A 22,128-nucleotide genomic window follows, 5' to 3' on the forward strand; every position below is an offset into this window, starting at 1 on the left:
AGTCATTGGAACCTTCATCAATCGGTACTACTTTCAAATCTAATGAGACATTACCAAATTCTACAGACTTGCCTACTTCATTAGCGAAGTAGGCAAATTTTTTAAGGATCTTAATGCAATTTAATACTCGGGGATGTCGTGCGTCTTAAAATACCTGCAACTGTTTCAACGACCGTTTTCCAAAAACCATGTAGGCTTAATTGATGCTTTTTATACAACAGATTGTACATAAAGCGGGCGAGGTAACCTTCCACAAACAAAGTGCCTCGTGCGATATTGCCCATTAGACCACCAACTGCCCAGTTTTCTCCAAGTGAAACTAAAGAACCAAAATCTTGATAGTGGAAATTTTCCAAGCTTTTCCCTTCTAAACGTCTCTGCATTTGTTTAGCTAGATGTATAGCCTGTTGATGAGCAGCTTGAGCACGTGGTGGAACTTTAGTGGGCGGATGGTGTTCGAGCCAATCGGCTGAAGCGCAGTCACCAAAAGCGAAAATATTTTCATCAACAGAGGTTTGCAGTGTTGGTTTTACAATGAGCTGATTGATAGTGTTAGTCTCTAAGCCATCCAAGGTTTTGAGTACCGCAGGGGCACGAATGCCTGCCGCCCAGACAATTAATTCAGCAGGAATCTGTTCACCAGTGCTTAGTTCGACACTATGCTCATGTACCGCTGCTACTCGTGCATTAGTGCGCGTATTCACCTTAAGGCGTGCAAGAATCCGTGCAGCATCGGCAGAAATGCGCTCGGGTAAACCGGGGAGAATACGTGGTGCGGCTTCAATTAAAGTTAAGGTCACATCACGATCTGCTTCAATCGTATCTAAACCATATTTGACGAGCGTGCGAATACTTTGATGTAACTCTGCCGCTAATTCGACACCGGTTGCACCAGCACCGATAATCGCTACTTGCAGTTGATAAGGCTGTAAAATCTCAGATTGAGCATGTGCACGAATACAAGCATTCACGAGTTTTTGATGAAAATGCTCAGCTTGAGCTGCTGTATCCATTTCAATCGCATATTCAGCTACACCCGGAATATTAAAGTCGTTGGTACGGCTGCCAATCGCAATTATTAAGGTATCATAAGGAATACTGCGTTGTGGGGTAACTAGCTCGCCTTCATTATCGGCATAAGCATCGATATGTACGCGGCGTTGCGTTCGATCGATGCTGGTCATCGCGCCAATCCGATAGCGGAAATGATGCCAATGAGCTTGGGCTAGATAATCAATTTCATGTAAGGTGTAGTCCATACTGCCTGAAGCAATTTCATGCAACATCGGCTTCCAAATATGCGTGCGATTTTTATCAATCAGCGTGATATGCGCGAGTTTCTGTTTACCTAGCTTATCGCCAAGCAGTGTGGCTAACTCTAAGCCACCTGCGCCACCGCCTACAATCACAATACGATGTAGACCTGCGCCTTCTAAATGTTTGCTTTGCATGGAGTCCAAAACCTAAATTCACTCAGGATAGCCTAGGGCAAGCTTTAAAGATAATATTGCTAGACTTACCTTTGATATTGTTTGACTTTAAAGTTTTTCGGCTGGCTTAATCCATTTAGGTGTATGACTACTTTCATATTGTAACAGTCGATTGAGCAGGATGTTTGGCTCGCTTTCAATTAATAATAGGTCGTAGTTCGAGCTACGCACAAAGGCTTCCTCAACGGTATGTTTGAAAAACTGCTTTAGCCCTTCGTAATAGCCTGCAACGTTTAAGAGGCCGCAAGGTTTTTGATGAAAACCTAATTGCGCCCAAGTGAGGACTTCAAACAGCTCATCTAGCGTACCCCAGCCACCGGGTAAAGCAATGAAAGCGTCAGCAAGCTCAGCCATGCGCATCTTGCGGGTATGCATCGAATCAGTAATGATTAAATCGGTCAGACCTGTGTGCGCGACTTCATGCGTGACTAAAGAATCAGGAATCACGCCAATCACTTCACCCCCGTTACGTAAAGCTGCATCAGCTACCACACCCATTAGACCAACTTTTGCTCCGCCGTAAATCAAACGAATCCCCCGTTCGGCTAAGAGCTCACCTAAGGCTTGCGCGGTTTCAATATAGACCGCTTGACGTCCGAAGCTTGAGCCGCAGTAAACGCAGATATTTTTAATAGTGTTTGAATTAATCATATGGTTTCTACGAAAATAACAGACTCTAAAATTAGCTGAACTACAGTAAAAAATTAGATAGGGAAACACAAATACTAGGGCTGTTTAGTATTTTTACAAGCTCTGTTTGATCCATCGCAATTGACTGACTAGTCAATCACCTCTAATCTAGCTCATTCGCACGAATCGGAGTGATATTCATGAAGTATTCTTGGCTGGAGGTCTTTAAAGCTGGCCTCAGCGGACAAAAACAATGGCCGGCAGCTTGGCCTGAAGTAAGCCCTAAGGCGGCTTACGATGTGATTATTGTCGGTGGTGGCGGGCATGGTTTAGCAACCGCTTATTATCTAGCTCGGGACTTTCCGGGTACACGGGTTGCGGTGGTAGAAAAGGGTTGGATTGGTGGCGGGAACACCGGACGCAATACCACCATTGTGCGTTCTAATTATCTGTGGGACGAAGCGACCAATCTGTATGAGCATTCGCTTAAATTATGGGAAGGCTTAAGCGCTGACCTGAACTTCAATGTGATGTTTAGTCAGCGGGGTGTCTATAACTTAGGGCACACGCTTCAAGATATGCGCGACATTGAGCGGCGCGTGAATGCGAATATGCTCAATGGCGTTGATGCTGAGGTGGTGAGTGCGGCTGAATTAAAAGAACGGATTCCGATTCTAGAAACGGGGAAGCATGTGCGTTACCCCGTGATGGGTGCTTCTTGTCAACCGCGTGCAGGGGTCGCTCGTCATGATGCCGTGGCTTGGGGGTTTGCACGGGCGGCGGCAAAACATGGTGTGGATATTATCCAAAACTGTGAAGTGCAGGCTATGGATATTGAAGCCGGACAGATTAAAGGTTTACAGACTTCACGTGGCTATCTTAAAGCAGATCGCGTGGGCTGCGTGACAGCAGGGCATTCTTCGGTATTAGCTACGATGGCGGGTATCCGCTTGCCGGTTGAAAGTCATCCATTACAAGCCTTCGTTTCTGAGCCGATGAAGCCAGTCTTGCATACTGTTGTGATGTCGAATGCGGTGCATGGCTATGTGAGCCAATCGGATAAAGGAGATTTGGTGATTGGTGCGGGGATTGACTCCTATACAGGCTATTCACAACGCGGCAGCCCGCATTTAATTGATCACTGTGCATCCGCTATGATTGAGCTGTTCCCGATTTTCTCCAGAGTGCGCTTGAATCGCCAATGGGGGGGCATTGTCGATGTTTGCCCGGATGCTTGCCCGATTATTAGCCCGATTCCACAAGTGCAAGGCTTGTACTTCAATTGCGGGTGGGGGACTGGCGGCTTTAAGGCAACGCCGGGTTCTGGGCATGTGTTTGCACATACCATTGGTCAAGATCAGCCGCATCCCTTGGCTTTACCTTTCCATATTGATCGTTTCACTACCGGTGCTTTGATCGACGAACATGGCGCTGCGGGCGTGGCACACTAAGGAGGCTTGTTATGTTGTTAATTCATTGCCCCTATTGTGGCGAGCTGCGTGATGAGCAGGAATATCGTTATGCAGGGGAAGCATTTATTCAGCGCCCCGGCCTAGCTTGTACCGATGAGCAATGGGGGGATTATGTATTTAATCGCACCAATCCAAAAGGTAAGACGGTAGAGCAATGGGCGCATGCTGCCGGTTGCCGTAAGTTATTTGTGGTTGAGCGCAATAATGTGACCAATGAAATTTACGCGGTGCGCACCTTTGAATCGTATAAGGAGCAAGCATGAAGCGCTTATATAAACAAGCTAGTGAACGTATTGACCGCTCAAAAGAAATTCATTTCTCTTGGCAAGGCGCGCATTACACCGGCTATGTAGGTGACACCTTAGCTTCAGCCTTATTAGCCAATGGCGTCAAATTGGTAGGGCGTAGCTTTAAATACGGTCGTCAGCGCGGGATTATGGCGGCGGGTGTGGAAGAGCCGAATGCATTAGTCATTCTCGAGCCGGATACGGGCTATCACGTACCGAATGCGCGTGCGACTGAAGTTGAAATCTACCCTGATCTAGTGGCTACAGCAGCTAGCGGTATTCCTTCGATTAATGAAGATGTGCGTGCTTGGCTCAAACCGTTCCATCGCTTTATGGCTGCAGGGTTTTATTATAAAACCTTTATGTCACCAGCCTCATTATGGCCGAAATACGAAGAGCAACTGCGTAAATTAGCAGGCTTTGCCACGGCTCCGAGTCAGCCGGATGCCGAAACTTATGATCACTATAACCAGCATGTGGATGTTGCTGTCATTGGTGGTGGAGCCGCCGGTTTAGCGGCGGCATTAGCAGCGGCTAATGCCGGTTCTAAGGTTTTGTTGCTGGATGAGCGTGCGCAATTAGGTGGTGAGTTAGTGGTGGATGCAGGGCGTGATCCAGCGGCGCAAGCATGGTTTGAGCAGACCCGTGCAGCCTTGGAAACGCATGTGAATGTCAAAATTCTGCTACGCACCACCGCCTATGCGCTGCATGATTACAACTTATTGTTAGCTTTAGAGCGTCGACAAGATCATCTAACGATAGGGGCGCGTAATCCGAAGCAACCCCGCCAGCGTTTACATCGGATTCGGGCGAATACAGTTGTATTAGCTACAGGTAGTCACGAACGTCCCTTGATGTTTGCTAATAATGATTTGCCTGGGGTGATGCTAGCGAGTGCGGTCAGTCGTTATCAATACGAGTATTCGGTACTGTGCGGTAGTAAGCCGATAGTCGTTGGTAATAACGATAGTATCTATGATGTGGCACGGGATTTAGTCAAAGCAGGTACACGCCCCGTGGTAGTGGACTGCCGTATGGACTATGACGCCAGCGATTTAACTAAATTGGGTGTGATAGTTAAGCAAGGCTACACCATCGTGAAAGCCGAAGGACGTGCGAGTGTCGAGCGCGCTTTAATTGCGAAAACTGCTTATAACGCTACGCACGGTTGGGTCGTGGGAGATGCCTTAGAAACCCTTACTTGCGATTTAATTGCTTGTTCCGGTGGTTTCAGTCCCTTAGTGCATCTCGATTGCCATACTGGTTCTAAACCGTGGTTCTCAACAGATTATCAAGCGTTTATGCCTGCTTGCGATAAGCCCAATCGTTATGTGGCCGGTAGTGTGAATGGGCATAGTGATTGGCAAGGTGCTGCCGCTGAAGGCGAATATGTGGGCTTATTAGCAGCGGGGCAAACAGCTAACCTTGCAAGTGCTCCCAAGCTTCTAAATGTTGCTGACTTTATTTGCCCGGAGGTGGGACGCGATAAAGTTTTCTTAGATATGCAAAACGATGTGAAAGCCTCCGATGTGGAATTGGCTATTCGGGAAAATTATCGTTCAATTGAGCATATCAAACGTTATACCGCTTTAGGGTTTGGTACCGATCAAGGTAAAACCGGTAATGTGAACGGTATTGCGGTGGCTGCCAAAGTCATGAATTTACCGATTGAAGAAGTAGGCACTACTACATTCCGCCCTATGTATACACCCGTCACGCTGGGTGCACTGGCTGGGAGCGAAGTTGGTTTGCATTCTGATCCCCAGCGTTTTACGCCAATACAAGCTTCGCATCGGGCTAAGGGTGCTGAGTTTGAAGTGGTCGGGCAATGGATGCGCCCTTGGTATTTCCCACAAGGCTCAGAGGATATGCACCAAGCGGTGGCGCGTGAATGCTTAGCGGTGCGTAATAGCCTTGGCATGATGGATGCTTCAACCCTTGGTAAAATTGATATTCAAGGCCCCGATGCCCGTGAACTATTAGCACGCGTGTATACCAATGCTTGGGCGAAGCTTGTGCCGGGTAAGTGTCGTTATGGTTTGATGTGTGATGAAACCGGCATGATCATTGATGATGGGGTGACGGCTTGTATTAGCGATACTCATTTCTTAATGACTACGACCACAGGTGGAGCGGCACGTATCTATAACCATTTAGAAACTTGGCTGCAAACGGAGTGGCCGGATCTCAATGTGTATATCACTAGTGTGACTGATCATTGGTCTACAACAGCAGTGGTAGGTCCTAAAGCACGCCGCTTGATGGAGCAGCTCTGTAAAGATGTGGATTTCAGTGCGGCGAATTTCCCCTTCATGGATTGGCGCGAAGGCACGGTTTGTGGCGTACCGGCACGAATTATGCGTATTAGCTTCTCTGGTGAGCTTTCGTATGAGATTAATGTACAGGCCAACTACGGGCGCTTCATTTGGGATAGCGTGATGGAAGCGGGTAAGGCATTTAATATCACGCCGTATGGCACTGAGAGTATGCATGTTCTGCGTGCTGAAAAAGGCTATGTGATTGTGGGTCAAGATACCGACGGCTCCATCACGCCTTATGATGCGAATATGGCTTGGGCTGTGTCCTTGAATAAGCCTTATCCGTTCTTGGGGCAACGGGCTTTAACGCGTAGTGATACAGCGCGTCCGGGGCGTAAACAACTGGTTGGCTTATTGACGGATGATCCTAATAACGTCTTGAAGGAAGGTTGCCAACTAGTTGCAGAAACAGGCAGCAAAGCCATGCTTGGTCATGTCACTTCCAGCTATTTCAGTCCAGTGCTTGGGCGCTCGATTGCGCTAGCGGTAGTGAAAGGTGGCTTGGATTTGCTGGGCACGAAGATTTACGCGAAGCCTTTATCTTATGAGGTAATTCCAGTCACTATCGTTGATAGCGTGTTCTACGATCAAGGCAAGGAGAAAATGGATGGCGAAGTTTGAAACAGCCTTAGAAGGTCGTGATTTTAATGCCTTAGCAGGAAACGGCTTTCAAGTGAGTGAAGAACGTCATTACGGCTATGTCGTGCTGCGTATTCGTTCTAGCACTACGGGCGCGGCGGAGGCTTTAGCGAACTTAGGAATCCAGTTACCCTCTGCTTTAGGGGTAACAGGTTCGCTGGATACGAAGCTAGTAAAGTGGATTAGCCCGGATGAGTATTTAATTACTTTGTCCTTGAGCCAAAAAGATGCCTTTATTAAAGACGCCAAAGCGGCTTTGCAGGGTATTTTTGCGGCGGTGGTGGATAATTCTGGGGGCTATTCATTACTAAAACTGTCGGGCGAGCATGTGTATGAGGTGCTGGCGAAAAACTGTGTCTATGATTGTTCGCAGTTTTTAAGCGAAGGCAAAGTGGTTTCGACCCTATTTTCTAAGGCTACAGTGCTGATCTATCGTCTGGATGCACAGCATATTTATCTCATGCCGCGTTGGTCATTTGCGGATTATGTTTTTCAGGCTTTAGAGCTGAGTTCGCGCGAGTTTAGATAGTTTACTTCTGTTCTAGCTAGACGTTATAGCCAAGTTATAGCGTCTAGTATTTCGTTGATTTGTAGTTACGACTAGGGCAGCATGCTTTAGAGGAACTACTATGGCTGCTGTCGTTATAATGCATCCTATTCATTAAATTCAAACAAGATTAAATCTCATGCTCAAGATTGCTGATCGTATTGCGCAGGAGCTAGCTGTTGCTCCGCGCCAAGTCACTGCTGCTATTCAATTATTAGATGAAGGTTCTACCGTACCGTTCATTTCCCGCTATCGTAAGGAAATGACAGGGGGGCTAGATGATAGTCAATTGCGGAATTTAGCAGAGCGTTTAGGCTATTTACGTGAGCTAGAAGAACGGCGTACAGCGGTACTAAAAAGCATCGAAGAGCAGGGAAAGCTGACCCCTAATTTAGCCAGCGCGATTCAAGCGGCTGACACGAAAACACGTTTGGAAGATTTGTATTTGCCCTTCAAACAAAAGCGCCGCACTAAAGGCCAGGTTGCCATTGAAGCAGGTATGTTGCCATTGGCAGAGGCTTTGTTGGCGAATCCACAGCTTGATCCCAACTGTGAAGCACAAAAATATCTTAATAAAGCAGAAGAGTTTAAAGAGGCTTTTGTCGATGCTAAAGGGGTGTTGGAGGGGGTTAAGTATATTCTGATGGAGCGTTTTGCCGAAGATCCTGAATTAGTCGGTGAGCTGCGCACTTATTTGCAATCAGAAGCGCAACTCAAATCTAGCGTGGTCAAGGGTAAAGAAACCGAAGGGGCTAAATTCCGTGATTATTTCGACAATGCAGATACTCTAAAGAACGCCCCTTCGCATCGAGTCTTAGCCATGCTGCGGGGGCGCAATGAGGGCATCCTACAATTGAGCATTGATGTTGAGCAGTCTGCTGAGGCTCTCTTACATCCCTGTGAAGTTTTGACCGCTAAACGGCTTGGTATTCAAAATAAGCAGCGTCCTGCTGATGCCTTTTTAGCAGAAGTCGTGCATTGGACATGGAAAGTAAAACTGCATACTAAACTCGAAACTGATTTGTTAGGTGATATGCGTCAAGCGGCTGAAACTGAAGCGATTCGCGTCTTTGCGCATAATTTGAAAGATTTGCTGTTAGCCGCACCAGCAGGTCAACGTGCGACCTTAGGTCTTGACCCCGGTTTGCGTACTGGTGTGAAAGTAGCAGTAATTGATAGCACGGGTCAGTTTGTTGACCACACTACTATTTACCCACATGCACCGCGTAATCAATGGAAGGAATCAATCGCGATCTTAGCTAAATTAGCTAAAAAATATCAGTTAGAGCTCGTGGCCATCGGTAATGGTACGGCTTCGCGCGAGACCGATAAGTTAGTTGCTGAGCTGCTTAAACAGTATCCCGAGCTTAATCTACAAAAAGTAGTGGTGAGTGAAGCGGGGGCTTCTGTGTATTCAGCTTCCGAAATGGCAGCGAAAGAGTTTCCAGATCTGGATGTCACCATTCGGGGGGCGGTGTCGATTGCGCGTCGTTTACAAGATCCACTTGCTGAACTAGTTAAAATCGAACCCAAATCTATCGGGGTAGGTCAATATCAACATGATGTGAGCCAAGTGCAATTAGCCAACAATCTGGATGCGGTAGTCGAGGATTGTGTCAATAGTGTGGGGGTGGAGGTGAATACCGCATCTGCTGCTTTATTGCGGCGAGTAGCAGGTCTTAATTCAACGATTGCAGATAATATTGTCGAGTTTCGGAATAAAAATGGTCGTTTTACGAGTCGAAAAAATCTATTAAATGTACCGCGTTTGGGGGCAAAAACTTTTGAGCAAGCTGCTGGTTTCTTACGGATTCATGGTGGCGAAAATCCGTTGGATAGCTCAGCAGTCCACCCTGAAGCGTATTCTGTAGTGGAAGCGATTGCCGCTAAAACCCAAACTAATCTGCAAAGCTTGATTGGTAACTCAGCACTCCTAAAATCGTTAAATGCTGCCGATTTTACTAATGCAAAATTCGGCTTGCCTACCGTTACCGATATTTTAGCAGAGTTGGATAAGCCTGGGCGTGATCCACGTCCCGCATTCAAAACAGCTAGTTTTAAAGAGGGTGTTGAGAGCCTCGCTGATTTAAAAGTCGATATGCTGTTAGAAGGAGTCGTTACTAACGTGACAAACTTTGGTGCTTTTGTGGATATTGGTGTGCACCAAGAGGGTCTCGTGCATATTTCGATGCTAGCCCATCACTTCGTTAAAGATCCCCACTCTGTGGTGAAAGCGGGCGATATTGTCAAAGTAAAGGTGCTTGAAGTGGATCAAGAGCGTAAGCGGATTGCTTTAAGTATGCGTTTGGATGAGCCTGCTAATACAAATAATAAGTTGACCATTCACCCAAAGTCAGCCAATCAACCAAGCAACGCTAAAGCTCAGACTGCTACAGGTAAATCGGTACGTCCACAGCAAACTATGCTAGTAGGTAATAATGCTTTTGCAGCAGCTTTTGCCAAGGCAAAAGAGCGCAACTAGGGTGTTTTTTTCATGAAGACAGGCTAAGGCGTTGAGTTTTTAGCCTGTTTTTTTATGTCATTCAGAGCCATTCAGTCACTAAACATGTTTAGTTAGCGTATTTGCTGTTAGTATTAGTAATACTAATCTTCGATAAGATGATAATAAAAAACTTAGCAATGATGAGGGCGATTAGTGAACAAACAAACGCTTGGTTTAGTGTTAATCATAGCCAGTGGCTACCCAGTTTTAACCCATGCTTTGAGCTTAGGGGATATCCAGTTTAACTCGCGAGTGAACGAGCCGTTTAAGGCGCGTATTGAGTTATTGCATGCGACTCCACAAGAGCTAAGCAAGCTGCAAGTACATATCGCACCCCCGAGTATTTTTGCACAAGCTCAACTCCAACGTCCCGCGTTTATAGATAGTTTAAAGTTTGCTCGTTCGGCTAAAAACGGCAAACACTATCTGATCATTAGTTCTCCTCAGCCTGTTGTTGAAGCTGATTTTAATCTTTTACTGGAGGTTACTAGCTCTAAAGGTGACTTACTCAAGCGTTATTCGGTTAGCTTAAACGATAGTGCTGAGTCAAGTTCTAAAGATGAGATTGCTCAACCATCAGGTGCAAAGCTAACGAATCCAGCCTCTATTGAAAAGCTAGCTGCACCAGTACAGGCTAGGCCAACGGTAGTTAATCAAGAGGTTCAGCCAATCTTAGCGTTGGCACAAGCTCCCGAGGGGATTACTGATAACCCAGTCGTAGAAACTAGACCAGTTGTCGATGCACCGAATACGCCTTTGAATTTAGCTGTGGACACTGATCAACTCAGTGCTAGTACAGTGATCGAACCTGAAGCTGCGGTGCCTATACCAGTGAGTATACCGATTGAGCGTTCAGCAGGTATCAGACCGAATACGGCTAAAGTAGCGATTCCGTTGCCTCAATTAGCGTTCAAATATAAATATCGTGTACGCAAAAACGATACCATTTTCAGCATTGCTGAGCGTCTAAGGGTAGGACAATTAAACTTAGACGAGAAGGTCTTAGCTTTATATGCGCGTAATCCTAAGGCTTTTGTGAATGGAGATCTTACCCAATTAAAGCGGGGGGCTGTGCTGCGTACACCCAGTGTAGTTGGTAGGAAGCCTTCAGCAACACCTATTCCTAGATCCACTCAGCTTGTTAGAAAAGCTCTTCCACTTGAACGCCCCGTGCAGGCGCAAGCGATTAAACACAAATTTGTGTCTGCACCAGTATTGCCTGCAACTCGGGTGTTAGCCAGTGTACCTGCTCTGATTGATTCGCCTTTAGCACGTGCGGTGCATGAGTTACAAGTTAATTCACAGCTTCAACTGGTTGATTTACAGGAACGCTTAACTCAAGCTCAACAGTTATTACAAGTACGTGTGCAGGAAAGTAATCAACTGAAAGAGTTAGTTCAAGAAAAAAACCGTTTGCTAAGCCGGCGGGAAGCAGAGTTAGCTGAGTTGCAGGCGCAAGCTCAAGTGGTTCAACAACAAGCGCAAGCTCAAATTTCAATGAATGCAGGCGTTGCAGGGCCAGAGGGTAAAACTGAGGTGGAGACGGTGTTATCTGTACCGCAACCTAGATCTGTAACCGATGAAAATACTTGGCAAGGTGTGTTGACTTCGCCCTTAGTGTGGCAGGTAAGCGGTGCTAGTACTCTATTGTTGCTTTTACTGAGTTTTTGGCAAAGACGCCGGAATGCTGATCAACTCATGCAGTTACAAGTCCAAAACAGCATTTTAATGCCAGAAATTTATGCCGATGAGCAAGCTGAGGTAGCTAAACAGGAAACTAATTTATTAGATTTCTTATGGGGTGAAGAAGAATTAGAGCAAGCGCGGGAGCAGTTGCAAAACTTGCGGCACTCAATGGCGAGTTTACGAGAGCAGAGTCAGCGCTTACAGGCTTATCTAAACCCGACTTCACCGTTGAGTGCCAGATCGATTACTTCACTACAGGCAAGCTATCAACTTTGACCGTACCATGCTGGCTGGTAAAGCTGAGTTTGTAACCCGAGCCATCTTGTTGTTGGGATACTCCAGCAATTTGATGGTCTTGAGTGTCATAGACAGTTATTTTACCATCTTGCTCGATGGCTAAACGTTCGGTTGCAGGAAACCAAGCATAACGTGTTTGGTTCTGTGCACCGCTAGTACTAGGGCTACCTAAATTACTTGGCCACCATTGACTGATTTGGTTGGATGAGCCATTCGAACCCACCTCCCCAGATTCGCTTGCAGTAGTTTCGATTAATTTCGAACCACTGGCTAAAGCACTAGATAAGTCATTACCAAGGTTTTCTACCGTGGATTTTAAGTTCTGATTGAACATATCACCGATCATAATCATGCCATTCAGCATCCACTGCCCGAAACCACCCAAGTCAGGGTGATTGAATTGCGCCATCGTACCATTACCATTACGAATCGCTTCTAACATCGTGCTGACCGCTTCCGGCGACAAGTGATAACGCTGTGCTAATTGCTCAACTAACGCTTGACCATCTGGGGTTAATTTAATCATGTATACACTCCAAAATTTTTATATAAGCTCGTTCTAGCGGCTATTTTAAGTATGGTAGGTTCTGTCTAAGTTGTTTAGAAAGTATAGGGACAAAAAGTAATGGAATAGTAATAAGCCCTTAAGCCTTAGCTACACTCAATAAGCTCAGGATTAAGAAGGGGATCTATTGATGAATTTATCCAATCTTCAGTTGTTATGGCTCAATACCATTAGTTTTATTTTAATGTTGGGTCTCAATAGTGTGGGCACACTGGGTAGCTTAAATGGTGTCACGGTTTCGGAAGTGAGTGCACAATATCATACGTTGCTAACGCCTGCTGGCTATGCTTTTAGTATTTGGAGCTTAATTTATTTACTGCTGATTGGCTTTTTAGGTTATCAATGGTTCAGCTATCGAGCCGGAGAGCCTGAGCACTCGCTGCAGCCAGCCGGTATTTGGTTTACTGTAAGCAACGTATTTAACACCCTGTGGATTATTGCTTGGGTATCAGGCGCGATAGGTTTAGCTTTCTTATTGATTCTGGGTTTGTTTATTAGCTTATTCCAATTAGTTTTGCGTTTGCGCTTAGAAATTTGGGATGCACCGGTGCGGATTATTCTGTTTGTATGGTGGCCGATTTGTATTTATATTGGTTGGGTGACTTTAGCTACGGGATTGAATTTAAGTGCTTGGCTGAAGGCGGTTTTTGAGACACCCCCCTTCTTTTCCGGCGAGTTTTGGGCGATTGTAGCCTTAGCCGCGTTGACAAGTATTTATTTGCTGTGGATACAGTTGCGCAATATGCGCGAAGCCTCGTTAGTGGCGATTTGGGGGATGGTAGCGATTGCGGTCAATCAGTGGCAAGACAGTCGGATAGTGAGTATTTTTGCTCTGATAGGCTGTGTGGTTTTATTAGCACGAGCAACGCAGCATGCTTTAAGTAATCGAGCCACTTTGCCGCAAAATAAACTCAAACGCGGTGAATTCTGAGGTTTAAGTTTAGATTTGGAGCAGCACCACTATGTTAGTGTTGGGAGATAAAGGCTTAGAGCTAAGCTTTAGTAATGGCGACACGGCCTATTTTAATTACTATTGGCTGCGTGATAATTGCGCTAGTTCTTGGGATGCAGAGACTCAAGAGCGTGTCTACGATATTCTTGAAGAGCCGGATGATTTAAAGCCGAAAACCGTTCAAGTTAAAAGTTCGACCCTCGTGATTGAATGGCCAGACGGGCATCAAAGCAATTATGAGTTGGCGTGGTTGGCTCGTTGGTATTCTAAAGATAATCAGCCTTGTTTAGGTCATGGCGATCTCGCTCAACGTAAGCGCAAGCCCTGGTATGCGGATCATTACCCGCAGGTAAAACGCTTTAGCTTGCCAGAGTTAGTTGCGCAACCAGCTAAAGTCGCGGATTGGATCGAAGCTCTGTTGGATGAAGGCATTGCCCTTTTAACCGAAATGCCCAATAGCAATGAAGGTTTGCAGCATGCCTGTGAGTTAATGGGTGTAGTACGCGCCTCCTTTTCTGGTTATACCTTTGATGTGCGCACCGAAGCAAATCCGGTGAATTTGGCCTATACCAATAAAGCTTTGGAGTTACATACCGATTTGCCACCGGAAGAATTAGCACCGGGCATACAATTCCTACATTGCCGCGTGAATGATGCGCTGGGGGGAGAAAGTTTATTCGTCGATGCGTGTAGCGTGGCGCAGGCGTTTCAGGCACACTATCCGGGCTACTTTAGTCTGCTAACCGAGCTAAAAGTCCCCTTCCGCTATACCACTAATTTTCAAGATGTACGGGCGCGTCAAGTCATCATTGAGTTGGATCCGCATAATGGTGAAGTTAGTGGGATTCATTTCAGTCAGCACCTCGCCGATGTATTTGATTTCCCGCCCGATGTGATGGATGAGTTTTATCCAGCTTTCCGCAAGTTTGGACAAATGTTGCAAGACCCCAAGTATCTAATGCGGTTTCGTCTGAATGCAGGGGAGTGCATTGTATTTGATAATCATCGTGTGGTGCATGGGCGTACTTCATTTGTAGCGGGGAGTGGGGCGCGGCATTTGCGTGGCTGCTACGTAGATCGTAATGAAATGCGCAGTACTTACCGCGGTTTGCGTGCTAAATACCCCAGCGATAAGGATAATTAGATGAATTCCCCGATAAGTTATTGGCAGGAGCGGGTCGATTTAGCGGCGGCTTTTCAATGGACGGCGCGTTTGAATATGCATGAGGCGGTGGCCAATCATTTTTCCTTAGCGGTGAATCCTGCAGGCACGCAGTTTTTAATTAATCCCAATCAGCGTCATTTTGCTTTGATTAAAGCCAGTGATTTACTGCTCTTAGATGCAAATGATCCAAGTACGATGGATCGTGCCGATGCACCCGACCCCACTGCTTGGGGTTTGCATGGCTCCATTCATCGCTTATGCCCACAGGCGCGTTGTGTGATGCATGTGCATTCAATTTATTCCACGGTGCTTGCTTGTTTAGCCGATAGCCATCTGCCGCCAATTGACCAAAATACCGCGACTTTCTATGAGCGTTATGTGATTGATGAGCAATTCGGTGGGTTAGCGTTTACTGAAGAAGGCGAGCGTTGCGCGGCTTTGCTGAGTGACCCAAAAAAGAAAGTAATGATTATGGGAAATCATGGCTTATTAGTGTTGGGGAATAACGTCGCGGATACTTTCAATCGCTTGTATTACTTCGAGCGTGCCGCAGAAACCTATATTCGCGCTTTGCAAACCGGTAGGCCTTTGCGGGTATTAGCGCATGAAGTTGCAGCCCGCACGGTGAGTGAGTTGGACGATTATCCGGGGCAAGCAGAGCGACATTTAGCAGATATTAAAACCTTGTTGGAGCGGGCAGGTTCTGATTATGCGAGCTAAAGTTTATTAATCGGCAGGCTTGAGAGGTTCTACAATAGCCTCTGAAATTTGATAGCCGACTGGAGCCAGTTTAGTTTGTGCGGCTTCCACACTGATCACACCAGAGACGTTAACGGGTTCATAAATTTGCTCCATGTGAATGCTTTTATCCGCTTGTGGACGGACTAAGATGGTTTGATTAACAGGGGGAGGTGGTACATGAATACAAGCCCCAAAGTAGGGGACTAATAAGAATTCTTTAACTGAACCATGTTGCTCATCGACTTCTAAGGGGGAGACGAAACCTTTAAGTTGAATGCGTTTACCATTTAAAGCGGGATTGGTCGGTGCTGTATTTAACTCGTTCTGCATCTGATCCATCAGTTTATCGCCTGCCTCCACCTCCTCATCGCTGATCTTATCCAGCAACGGTTGATATTTGCGCATAATATCAGCTAAACCCTTTCCCGGTAGTTCTAATGACTCCCAATCCAGTACCTCATACTCTGAACTGGAATGAGCTTGGCTCACTGGCTCTGTTTGTATGGGGTTAGCTGCTGTATTGGTATTCGTGATTGCAATCGCTGTTTGTATTAGCGCTGCTTGCTGAGCGGGTACTGGATTTTGGGGGGGGTGGCTAGCCTGTTCCTTGCTATCTGAACAAGCATTGAGTGCCAAACCTAACACTAATAAGCTTAATAAACGTTTATTCATAACTAAGTTCTGATCGTTAAACCATCTTGCAATGAGCGTCGGTAGGCGATAGTTCCGGGCAATAAACTTAAAATTAGGGCTAAGCTTGCTACTAAAGTAATCAAACCTAAGCTGCTTGAGTCGGGTAGCCATGTGCGTAAATAAAAACCATATTCTGCGATCACCCACGGTTGTGCCGTCCAGACTAGAACAGACACTAGCAGCATACCAAGCAAACATCCCACTAAGGTTAATACTAAGGCTTCTAAGATAAACAGCAGAAGAATATGGTAGGGATGTGCACCGACTGCGCGTAAAATCGCCATTTCGCGCCGCCGCTCATTGAGGGTAGAGAGCACCGTTGTCAACATGCCCACCAAGCCTGCTATCACCACAAAGCCACTGATAATGCGTAAGACGGTTTCAAATAGACCCAAGGCTTGCCATAAATCAGCCAGTGCTACACCGGGCAAAATCGCTAGCAGTGGTTCACGCTTATAATGATTAATTTCGCGCTGTACCTGAAAGGCAGTCGTGCGTGTTTTCAAGCCAAGCAAAAACGCTGTAATCAGTTTAGGTTGCAGGTTTTTCTTTACCGCTTCTTCGGCGCTAATACTATAGCCACTGATTTTTGTACCTGCCACCCAATCAATGTGTACAGCTTCCAAACCTTCCAAGGTGATATGTACAGTACGATCTAGCGGTGTACCCGTCGGTTTGAGAATACCGGTGACTGTAAAAGGTTTATCTGCATGTAAGGCCGTGCTCACTGTACTCGTCCCGTGAGCAATTACGATTTTATCACCGAGTTGATAGCCCAATTTACGGGAAACTTCCGCGCCTAATACCGTATCAAACACTCCAGCAAAGGCTTGACCTTGGGCGAATTCCAGTGTGCGTTTATCGCCAAAACGATAATAGCGGAAATAATCTTGGTTGGTGCCCAAGACACGAAAACCTCGGTGCGAATCCCCTAAGGAAAGCGGAATGGTCCAAGCAATTTGTGGATTGGCAGCAAGTTCTTGATAGGATTTCCAGCTAATATTGTTGGTGGCATTTCCTATACGAAACACGCTGTAAAGCAATAATTGCACCGAACCACTCCGTGCGCCCACCACTAAATCCGTACCAGAAATCGTACTTAAGAAACTGGCTTTTGCTTCTTTACGAATGTAGTCCACGCCTAGTAATAAAGCGATACTAATGGCAATAGCTAAGATGGTAAGCAACACACTCGATCGGCGATTCCAGAGACTCAGCAGGGTTAATTTCAGCAAAATCATCTTGAATTGACCTGCTGCAAATCTAAACTACGTGGAAAATAGTGTGCTATTTGTGGGTCGTGGCTCACAAAGATAATCGTACTGCCTTGTGCTTCCGCTTCGCTGAATAAGAGCTTGAGGAAATGATCGCGAGTATCGGTATCTAAGGCCGAAGTTGGCTCATCGGCAATAATCAATTCTGGTTTACCTATGAGAGCGCGTGCCACAGCAACTCGTTGTTGTTGCCCCACACTTAAGGCAGTCACTGCGCGGGTATTCATCGGTGTGCTTAGGCCTAAATGTTCCAATAAGCGTATGGCAGTGGCGGATACATCACCTACTTGCTCGCGTCGCCGCTTAGAAAATTCACAAGGCAATGTCACATTGTCCAACACGGACAGATAGGGGAGTAAATTGAATTGTTGGAAAATAATGCCTAGATGATCGGCCCGAAAACGATCTCGTGCCGCTGGGGAAAGCTGGGTTAGCCCTTGTTCTAATACCTGTAATTGACCACGGTTAGGTGTGAGAATACCCGCTAGTAAATTTAATAAAGTGGTTTTACCACTGCCGCTTGCACCCCGAATAAACAGGTGCTCGCCCTGCATTACTATCAGTTCATCTAACGACAAGGTATTACTAGCCTGATTCGGCCAGCAAAAACGCAAATCGTGTAGCTCAATCACTTTCATGGAATTAACTTAATCGGCTCATTTGTTTCTAAAGTCGCGGCTGAAGCATTTTGCCCAGTTACCCATTCCACTTCTAATTTTTTAAAGCCACTAAAGGTCGTGAAAAACTGGGGCGTGATAGTTTTTAAGGCGGTGGGTTGTGCACAACTAAACAGCCAATTGACAACCACATCGCGATGGGTTGGTTCGTCATTCGCTGCATGCTCGTGCTCATGTTTATCCCGTTCAGTATTTTCGGTAGACTTTTCATTCTCTACTTGCCCACCTGCTAATTCTGCTTTCTCAAATTTACATTGTGCTGCTGCGTCCAAGGCAAATAAGTCAGCACCCGCTGCTAATTTGGCTGAAGTTTCAGCTACCACTTTTTTATCAGCTTCTGAACTTGCCTCATGTTCAAAACCATACACATTCGCAGCAGGTGAGTCGAGAGTGATCTCCACTAATTTATCGGCAAGGGCAATCCTTAAATGCGCGACACCATGCTGATGAGTTCCGTGTTCTTCGTATGATTGCTCTTCGACGGCTCTTATAGAATCAGCTTGGCTGATAGCGGCTAAGGCTAAAAAACTAACTAAGAGTGTTAAACGTAGCTGAAACATAAGTCCTCTTCTAAAAATGCAATTAAGTTGCATTTAATTCTAGATGCCTTAAGTTTTAAATGCAACTATGTTGCATTTTTTGGAGCGCAAGTGGGACAAATACCTTGCAGCTTTAATTCAATGTCCTCTAATTGATAGCCTTCAGGGAGTTTGAAGAGTAGGGCTGGTTGTAAGTTCTCTAAACAAAAAACTTGACTGCATTGCCTACATTGAAAATGGGCGTGTGGACTGGCTAATTCAGCTTGTGCTTTGTAGCGCCAAGTACGGTCATGACTGGAGATACGATGCGCAATTCCTTGTTCAACTAGCCAATCTAAAGTGCGATAGAGTGTAACCCGATCCGCTACTAAGCCTGTTTGTGTGGCAGCTTGCTCGAGTTCTTGGTGACTTAGTGCTGTTTTAGCAGTTAATAATAATTCGAGCACGCCTAAACGTGCTGGAGTTGTTCGTCCATTGACTTTCCATAGTAGCTGTTGGGCTAAATTTTGTTCTGTATTAGTTTTCATAGGATACATTCATAAATATGCCTGCAATCTATTTGCAATTACTATCTGCAATTAAGCTCAGTAATCTCCATTCAATTAGTGTAGTGAAAGCTATAGGCTTAGACTAGCTGTCTATCTAGGCACTGATACACAAAATTGCTATCATCCGCGCTTTTCTTTTTGTATACAGAGTGTTGGCCGCAGCATGGAACTGAATCTGATTTACACCAAAATCAAAGATCTACAAGCGCGCTTAGAGGCGCTGAGGGGGTATCTTTGACTATGAAACTAAGCACGAACGCCTCGAAGAAGTCAATCGCGAATTAGAAGACCCAAAAATCTGGGATAATCCCGATTATGCTCAAGCTTTGGGCAAAGAGCGTGCATTTTTAGATAATGTGGTGGGCGGTATTAAGCGCCTTAGCAATGGTTTAACCGACGCGAATGATCTCTTGGAAATGGCCGAAGCCGAAGGCGATGAAAGCAGCGCAAATGATGTCATTGCTGAAGTCGATTCCTTAGAACAGGAAGTCGAGAAGCTTGAATTCCAGCGTATGTTCTCCGGTGAGCTGGATCGGAATAATGCCTTCCTTGATATTCAATCGGGAGCGGGCGGGACGGAAGCGCAAGATTGGGCGGAAATGATTTTGCGGATGTATTTGCGTTGGGGTGAGGCGAAAGGTTTTAAAACTGAATTGATCGAAGCCTCAGCCGGTGATGTGGCAGGGATTAAGAGCGCGACGATTAGCTTTGAAGGTGAATATGCTTTCGGTTGGTTGCGAACTGAAACCGGTGTGCATCGCTTAGTGCGGAAGTCACCATTTAGTTCTAATGGAATGCGGCATACTTCCTTTGCAGCCGTGTTTGTCTCCCCAGAGATTGATGACAACATCGAAATAGATATTAACCCCGCCGATTTGCGTATTGATGTGTATCGGGCTTCAGGAGCGGGTGGTCAGCACGTCAACCGTACAGAGTCAGCGGTACGGATTACCCATTTGCCGACCAATACGGTGGTGCAATGCCAAAATGGACGCTCACAGCATCAGAATAAAGACACCGCGATGAAGCAGTTGCGTGCTAAGTTGTATGAACTGGAATTGCTCAAACGTAGCGAAGAGAAGCAGGCTTTGGAGCAAACCAAATCTGATGTAGGTTGGGGCAGTCAGATTCGTTCGTATGTATTAGATCAGTCGCGGATTAAGGATTTACGCACCGGCGTAGAAACTTCCAATACCCAAGCAGTGTTAGATGGTGGACTCGACCGCTTTATTGAGGCGAGCCTGAAAAGTGGACTATAAAGCGGACAGATGACCATGAGTGAACTAGAGAATCAGCAACACGCTCATCAAGACGATAATCAATTAATCCAGCAACGTCGTGAAAAACTAGCGGCCTTGCGCGCACAAGGGAATGCTTTCCCGAATGAGGTGCTGCGCGAGCATAAGGCTGCTGATTTGCATGCGGCTTATGGTGAGCATGAAAAAGAATGGTTTGAAGCCAATGAAGTCAAGGTTTCTGTTGCAGGGCGAGTCATGCTGCGGCGGATGATGGGTAAAGCAAGTTTTGCTACTGTGTCGGATACCTCAGGGCGCATTCAAGTGTATGTGCAACTGCAACGGGTTGGTGAAGCAAGTTTTGACGCTTATAAGCATCAAGATATTGGCGATATTATTGCCGTTGAAGGTGTGTTGTTTAAAACCCAAACCGGCGAGTTGTCAGTTAAAGCCAATACGGTACGCTTATTAACTAAATCATTGCGCCCTTTACCAGAAAAATTCCACGGTTTAACTGATCAAGAGCAGCGTTATCGGCAGCGTTATATTGATCTGATTATGAATGAGGAAAGCCGTAATACTTTCCGCATGCGCTCGAAAATCATTAGCTATATCCGTAATTTCTTCACCCAGCGCGATTACATGGAAGTCGAAACGCCGATGCTGCAAGTGATTCCGGGGGGGGCGAGTGCGCGTCCATTTATTACCCATCACAATGCGCTCGATTTATCCATGTACTTGCGTATTGCGCCAGAGCTTTATCTGAAGCGTTTGGTGGTCGGTGGCTTCGAACGCGTGTTTGAAATCAATCGCAATTTCCGTAATGAAGGCGTGTCGGTGCGGCATAATCCTGAATTCACCATGATTGAATTCTACCAAGCTTATGCCACTTACATTGATATGATGGATTTGACCGAAGCTTTATTTAAAGGCTTAGCGGCAGATTTGTTAGGTAGCACGGAAGTCCCTTATCAAGGTCAGGTCTTTGATTTTGCTAAGCCCTTCGAGCGGATTACTATTCGCGATGCGATTTTGAAATACAACCCAGATGTTACCACTGAGCAAATCGATCATCTTGAATCTGCACGGGTGATTGCCAAGCAAGTGCATGCCCCGATTAAAGACAGTGACGGTTTGGGCAAAGTGCAAGTGGCGATTTTTGAAGAAACGGTTGAGCATTTATTGCAACAGCCCACTTTCGTCATGCAGCATCCCGCAGAAGTATCACCACTGGCACGTTTGAATGACGAGAATCCTTTCGTCACTGACCGCTTTGAGTTCTATATCGGTGGGCGTGAAATTGGCAATGGTTTCTCTGAGTTGAATGACGCAGAAGACCAAGCCGAGCGCTTCCTCCAGCAAGTACGTGAGAAAGAAGCCGGCGATGATGAAGCCATGTTCTACGATGCCGATTTCGTGCGTGCACTGGAATATGGGATGCCACCGACTGCTGGTGAGGGGATTGGGATTGATCGCTTGGTGATGTTATTTACTGATGCGCCGTCGATAAGGGATGTGATACTTTTTCCACATATGCGGCCTGAGTAATGTTTCAAGTGTGCAGAGATAATTTGATAATTATCCCTGTACTTAATTGAAGGAGCCTTAAATGAATTATTTATTGGGAACTGAAAGCATTTCTTTTGTGCAAGCTTTTCCTGAGATTGAGCCTAGTTCTTTTTTGGTATTGGTGCGTCAGGGTAAGTGCGGTAATTACTCGAAAGATGAAGCTAGCCAATCCTTTAATTATGATCAGATTGGATTTTGTAGGTTGTAGCAACTTAGCTTGCTCGGGAGGAGGCCTAGATTTGCCTAATAAACTGTATTCCTTAATCAGAGAAATGATTGAAAAGGGCCAAGCTCTTCTTGT

20 protein-coding genes are annotated in these 22,128 nt (G+C 46.0%); 12 read left to right on the forward strand and 8 right to left on the reverse strand.

The genetic code is table 11. The annotated features are described in order from the left end of the window. Positions 1–110: 110 nt before the first annotated feature. Entirely contained in the window at positions 111–1,451 is a 1,341-nt protein-coding gene (locus Q0307_RS04395) for an NAD(P)/FAD-dependent oxidoreductase (RefSeq protein WP_298657138.1), read from the reverse strand. An 87-nt stretch (positions 1,452–1,538) separates the two neighbouring features. After that, complete coding sequence (locus Q0307_RS04400) at positions 1,539–2,141, reverse strand: TIGR00730 family Rossman fold protein (RefSeq protein WP_298657141.1); 603 nt, start codon at positions 2,139–2,141, stop codon at positions 1,539–1,541. A gap of 179 nt (positions 2,142–2,320) precedes the next feature. Between Q0307_RS04400 and Q0307_RS04405 the strand changes: the two genes are divergently transcribed. From Q0307_RS04405 to Q0307_RS04430, 6 genes are all read left to right on the forward strand, one after another. Then, positions 2,321–3,571, forward strand: a complete 1,251-nt coding sequence (locus tag Q0307_RS04405) for a sarcosine oxidase subunit beta family protein (protein WP_298657144.1) — start codon at positions 2,321–2,323, stop codon at positions 3,569–3,571. 11 nt (positions 3,572–3,582) lie between these two features. Next, positions 3,583–3,855 (forward strand): sarcosine oxidase subunit delta, encoded by a 273-nt coding sequence (locus Q0307_RS04410; protein ID WP_298657147.1) that lies wholly within the window; start codon positions 3,583–3,585, stop codon positions 3,853–3,855. Further along, the gene (locus tag Q0307_RS04415) at positions 3,852–6,818 is read left to right on the forward strand and encodes a sarcosine oxidase subunit alpha family protein (RefSeq protein ID WP_298657148.1); all 2,967 of its coding nucleotides are present in this window, start codon (positions 3,852–3,854) and stop codon (positions 6,816–6,818) included. Before Q0307_RS04410 ends, Q0307_RS04415 begins: the two co-directional genes overlap by 4 nt. Next, positions 6,805–7,365, forward strand: coding sequence for a sarcosine oxidase subunit gamma (locus tag Q0307_RS04420; protein ID WP_298657150.1), 561 nt, complete (start codon positions 6,805–6,807; stop codon positions 7,363–7,365). The genes Q0307_RS04415 and Q0307_RS04420 overlap by 14 nt, the downstream gene beginning before the upstream one ends. 157 nt (positions 7,366–7,522) lie before the next feature. Further along, on the forward strand, positions 7,523–9,865 hold the full coding sequence (locus tag Q0307_RS04425; RefSeq protein ID WP_298657153.1) for a Tex family protein: 2,343 nt from the start codon (positions 7,523–7,525) through the stop codon (positions 9,863–9,865). A gap of 174 nt (positions 9,866–10,039) precedes the next feature. After that, entirely contained in the window at positions 10,040–11,848 is a 1,809-nt protein-coding gene (locus tag Q0307_RS04430) for a hypothetical protein (protein WP_298657156.1), read from the forward strand. On the opposite strand, the gene Q0307_RS04435 is transcribed toward Q0307_RS04430, so the two are convergent. Continuing rightward, a complete protein-coding gene (locus Q0307_RS04435; protein ID WP_298657159.1) occupies positions 11,817–12,395 on the reverse strand; it encodes a hypothetical protein in 579 nt (192 codons plus the stop codon). The genes Q0307_RS04430 and Q0307_RS04435 overlap by 32 nt on opposite strands. Before the next feature lie 169 nt (positions 12,396–12,564). Here Q0307_RS04435 and Q0307_RS04440 point away from each other — a divergent pair, with 169 nt between their 5' ends. The 3 genes from Q0307_RS04440 to Q0307_RS04450 are packed head-to-tail and all read left to right on the forward strand — an operon-like array spanning position 12,565 to position 15,271. Continuing rightward, entirely contained in the window at positions 12,565–13,365 is an 801-nt protein-coding gene (locus Q0307_RS04440) for a TspO/MBR family protein (protein WP_298657162.1), read from the forward strand. A 31-nt stretch (positions 13,366–13,396) separates the two neighbouring features. Beyond that, positions 13,397–14,530, forward strand: a complete 1,134-nt coding sequence (locus Q0307_RS04445) for a TauD/TfdA family dioxygenase (protein ID WP_298657165.1) — start codon at positions 13,397–13,399, stop codon at positions 14,528–14,530. Continuing rightward, the gene (locus Q0307_RS04450) at positions 14,531–15,271 is read left to right on the forward strand and encodes a class II aldolase and adducin N-terminal domain-containing protein (protein ID WP_298657168.1); all 741 of its coding nucleotides are present in this window, start codon (positions 14,531–14,533) and stop codon (positions 15,269–15,271) included. It begins immediately after the preceding gene. Positions 15,272–15,277: 6 nt separating this feature from the next. Here the strand turns inward: Q0307_RS04450 and Q0307_RS04455 are convergent, their stop codons facing one another. The 5 genes from Q0307_RS04455 to Q0307_RS04475 form a co-directional block, all read right to left on the reverse strand. Next, a complete protein-coding gene (locus tag Q0307_RS04455) occupies positions 15,278–15,964 on the reverse strand; it encodes a DUF3299 domain-containing protein (RefSeq protein ID WP_298657170.1) in 687 nt (228 codons plus the stop codon). Between the two features lie 2 nt (positions 15,965–15,966). Continuing rightward, positions 15,967–17,226 (reverse strand): FtsX-like permease family protein, encoded by a 1,260-nt coding sequence (locus Q0307_RS04460; RefSeq protein WP_298657173.1) that lies wholly within the window; start codon positions 17,224–17,226, stop codon positions 15,967–15,969. Continuing rightward, complete coding sequence (locus tag Q0307_RS04465) at positions 17,223–17,897, reverse strand: ABC transporter ATP-binding protein (RefSeq protein ID WP_298657175.1); 675 nt, start codon at positions 17,895–17,897, stop codon at positions 17,223–17,225. The genes Q0307_RS04460 and Q0307_RS04465 overlap by 4 nt, the downstream gene beginning before the upstream one ends. After that, entirely contained in the window at positions 17,894–18,496 is a 603-nt protein-coding gene (locus tag Q0307_RS04470) for a DUF2796 domain-containing protein (protein WP_298657178.1), read from the reverse strand. Before Q0307_RS04470 ends, Q0307_RS04465 begins: the two co-directional genes overlap by 4 nt. A 65-nt stretch (positions 18,497–18,561) precedes the next feature. Continuing rightward, a complete protein-coding gene (locus Q0307_RS04475; RefSeq protein ID WP_298657180.1) occupies positions 18,562–19,002 on the reverse strand; it encodes a Fur family transcriptional regulator in 441 nt (146 codons plus the stop codon). A gap of 184 nt (positions 19,003–19,186) precedes the next feature. Between Q0307_RS04475 and prfB the strand changes: the two genes are divergently transcribed. From prfB to Q0307_RS04490, 3 genes are all read left to right on the forward strand, one after another. Beyond that, positions 19,187–20,282 (forward strand): peptide chain release factor 2 gene (gene prfB, locus Q0307_RS04480; protein WP_298657183.1). Its coding sequence is split into 2 segments (ribosomal slippage): positions 19,187–19,258 and positions 19,260–20,282, totalling 1,095 coding nucleotides; the frame shifts between segments, so codons are not numbered across the junction. A 15-nt stretch (positions 20,283–20,297) separates the two neighbouring features. After that, positions 20,298–21,806 (forward strand): lysine--tRNA ligase, encoded by a 1,509-nt coding sequence (gene lysS, locus Q0307_RS04485; RefSeq protein ID WP_298657186.1) that lies wholly within the window; start codon positions 20,298–20,300, stop codon positions 21,804–21,806. A gap of 61 nt (positions 21,807–21,867) precedes the next feature. After that, the gene (locus Q0307_RS04490; RefSeq protein WP_298657188.1) at positions 21,868–22,035 is read left to right on the forward strand and encodes a hypothetical protein; all 168 of its coding nucleotides are present in this window, start codon (positions 21,868–21,870) and stop codon (positions 22,033–22,035) included. Positions 22,036–22,128 lie beyond the last annotated feature (93 nt).

It is taken from the genome of uncultured Thiothrix sp., assembly GCF_937873765.1.
Lineage (GTDB): Bacteria > Pseudomonadota > Gammaproteobacteria > Thiotrichales > Thiotrichaceae > Thiolinea.

Coding starts and splice junctions, on each gene's coding strand:
- Q0307_RS04395 (WP_298657138.1), bottom strand. CDS start 1,451: ATGCAAAGCAAACATTTAGAAGGCGCAGGTCTACATCGTATTGTGATT.
- Q0307_RS04400 (WP_298657141.1), bottom strand. CDS start 2,141: ATGATTAATTCAAACACTATTAAAAATATCTGCGTTTACTGCGGCTCA.
- Q0307_RS04405 (WP_298657144.1), top strand. CDS start 2,321: ATGAAGTATTCTTGGCTGGAGGTCTTTAAAGCTGGCCTCAGCGGACAA.
- Q0307_RS04410 (WP_298657147.1), top strand. CDS start 3,583: ATGTTGTTAATTCATTGCCCCTATTGTGGCGAGCTGCGTGATGAGCAG.
- Q0307_RS04415 (WP_298657148.1), top strand. CDS start 3,852: ATGAAGCGCTTATATAAACAAGCTAGTGAACGTATTGACCGCTCAAAA.
- Q0307_RS04420 (WP_298657150.1), top strand. CDS start 6,805: ATGGCGAAGTTTGAAACAGCCTTAGAAGGTCGTGATTTTAATGCCTTA.
- Q0307_RS04425 (WP_298657153.1), top strand. CDS start 7,523: ATGCTCAAGATTGCTGATCGTATTGCGCAGGAGCTAGCTGTTGCTCCG.
- Q0307_RS04435 (WP_298657159.1), bottom strand. CDS start 12,395: ATGATTAAATTAACCCCAGATGGTCAAGCGTTAGTTGAGCAATTAGCA.
- Q0307_RS04440 (WP_298657162.1), top strand. CDS start 12,565: ATGAATTTATCCAATCTTCAGTTGTTATGGCTCAATACCATTAGTTTT.
- Q0307_RS04445 (WP_298657165.1), top strand. CDS start 13,397: ATGTTAGTGTTGGGAGATAAAGGCTTAGAGCTAAGCTTTAGTAATGGC.
- Q0307_RS04450 (WP_298657168.1), top strand. CDS start 14,531: ATGAATTCCCCGATAAGTTATTGGCAGGAGCGGGTCGATTTAGCGGCG.
- Q0307_RS04455 (WP_298657170.1), bottom strand. CDS start 15,964: ATGAATAAACGTTTATTAAGCTTATTAGTGTTAGGTTTGGCACTCAAT.
- Q0307_RS04460 (WP_298657173.1), bottom strand. CDS start 17,226: ATGATTTTGCTGAAATTAACCCTGCTGAGTCTCTGGAATCGCCGATCG.
- Q0307_RS04465 (WP_298657175.1), bottom strand. CDS start 17,897: ATGAAAGTGATTGAGCTACACGATTTGCGTTTTTGCTGGCCGAATCAG.
- Q0307_RS04470 (WP_298657178.1), bottom strand. CDS start 18,496: ATGTTTCAGCTACGTTTAACACTCTTAGTTAGTTTTTTAGCCTTAGCC.
- Q0307_RS04475 (WP_298657180.1), bottom strand. CDS start 19,002: ATGAAAACTAATACAGAACAAAATTTAGCCCAACAGCTACTATGGAAA.
- lysS (WP_298657186.1), top strand. CDS start 20,298: ATGAGTGAACTAGAGAATCAGCAACACGCTCATCAAGACGATAATCAA.
- Q0307_RS04490 (WP_298657188.1), top strand. CDS start 21,868: ATGAATTATTTATTGGGAACTGAAAGCATTTCTTTTGTGCAAGCTTTT.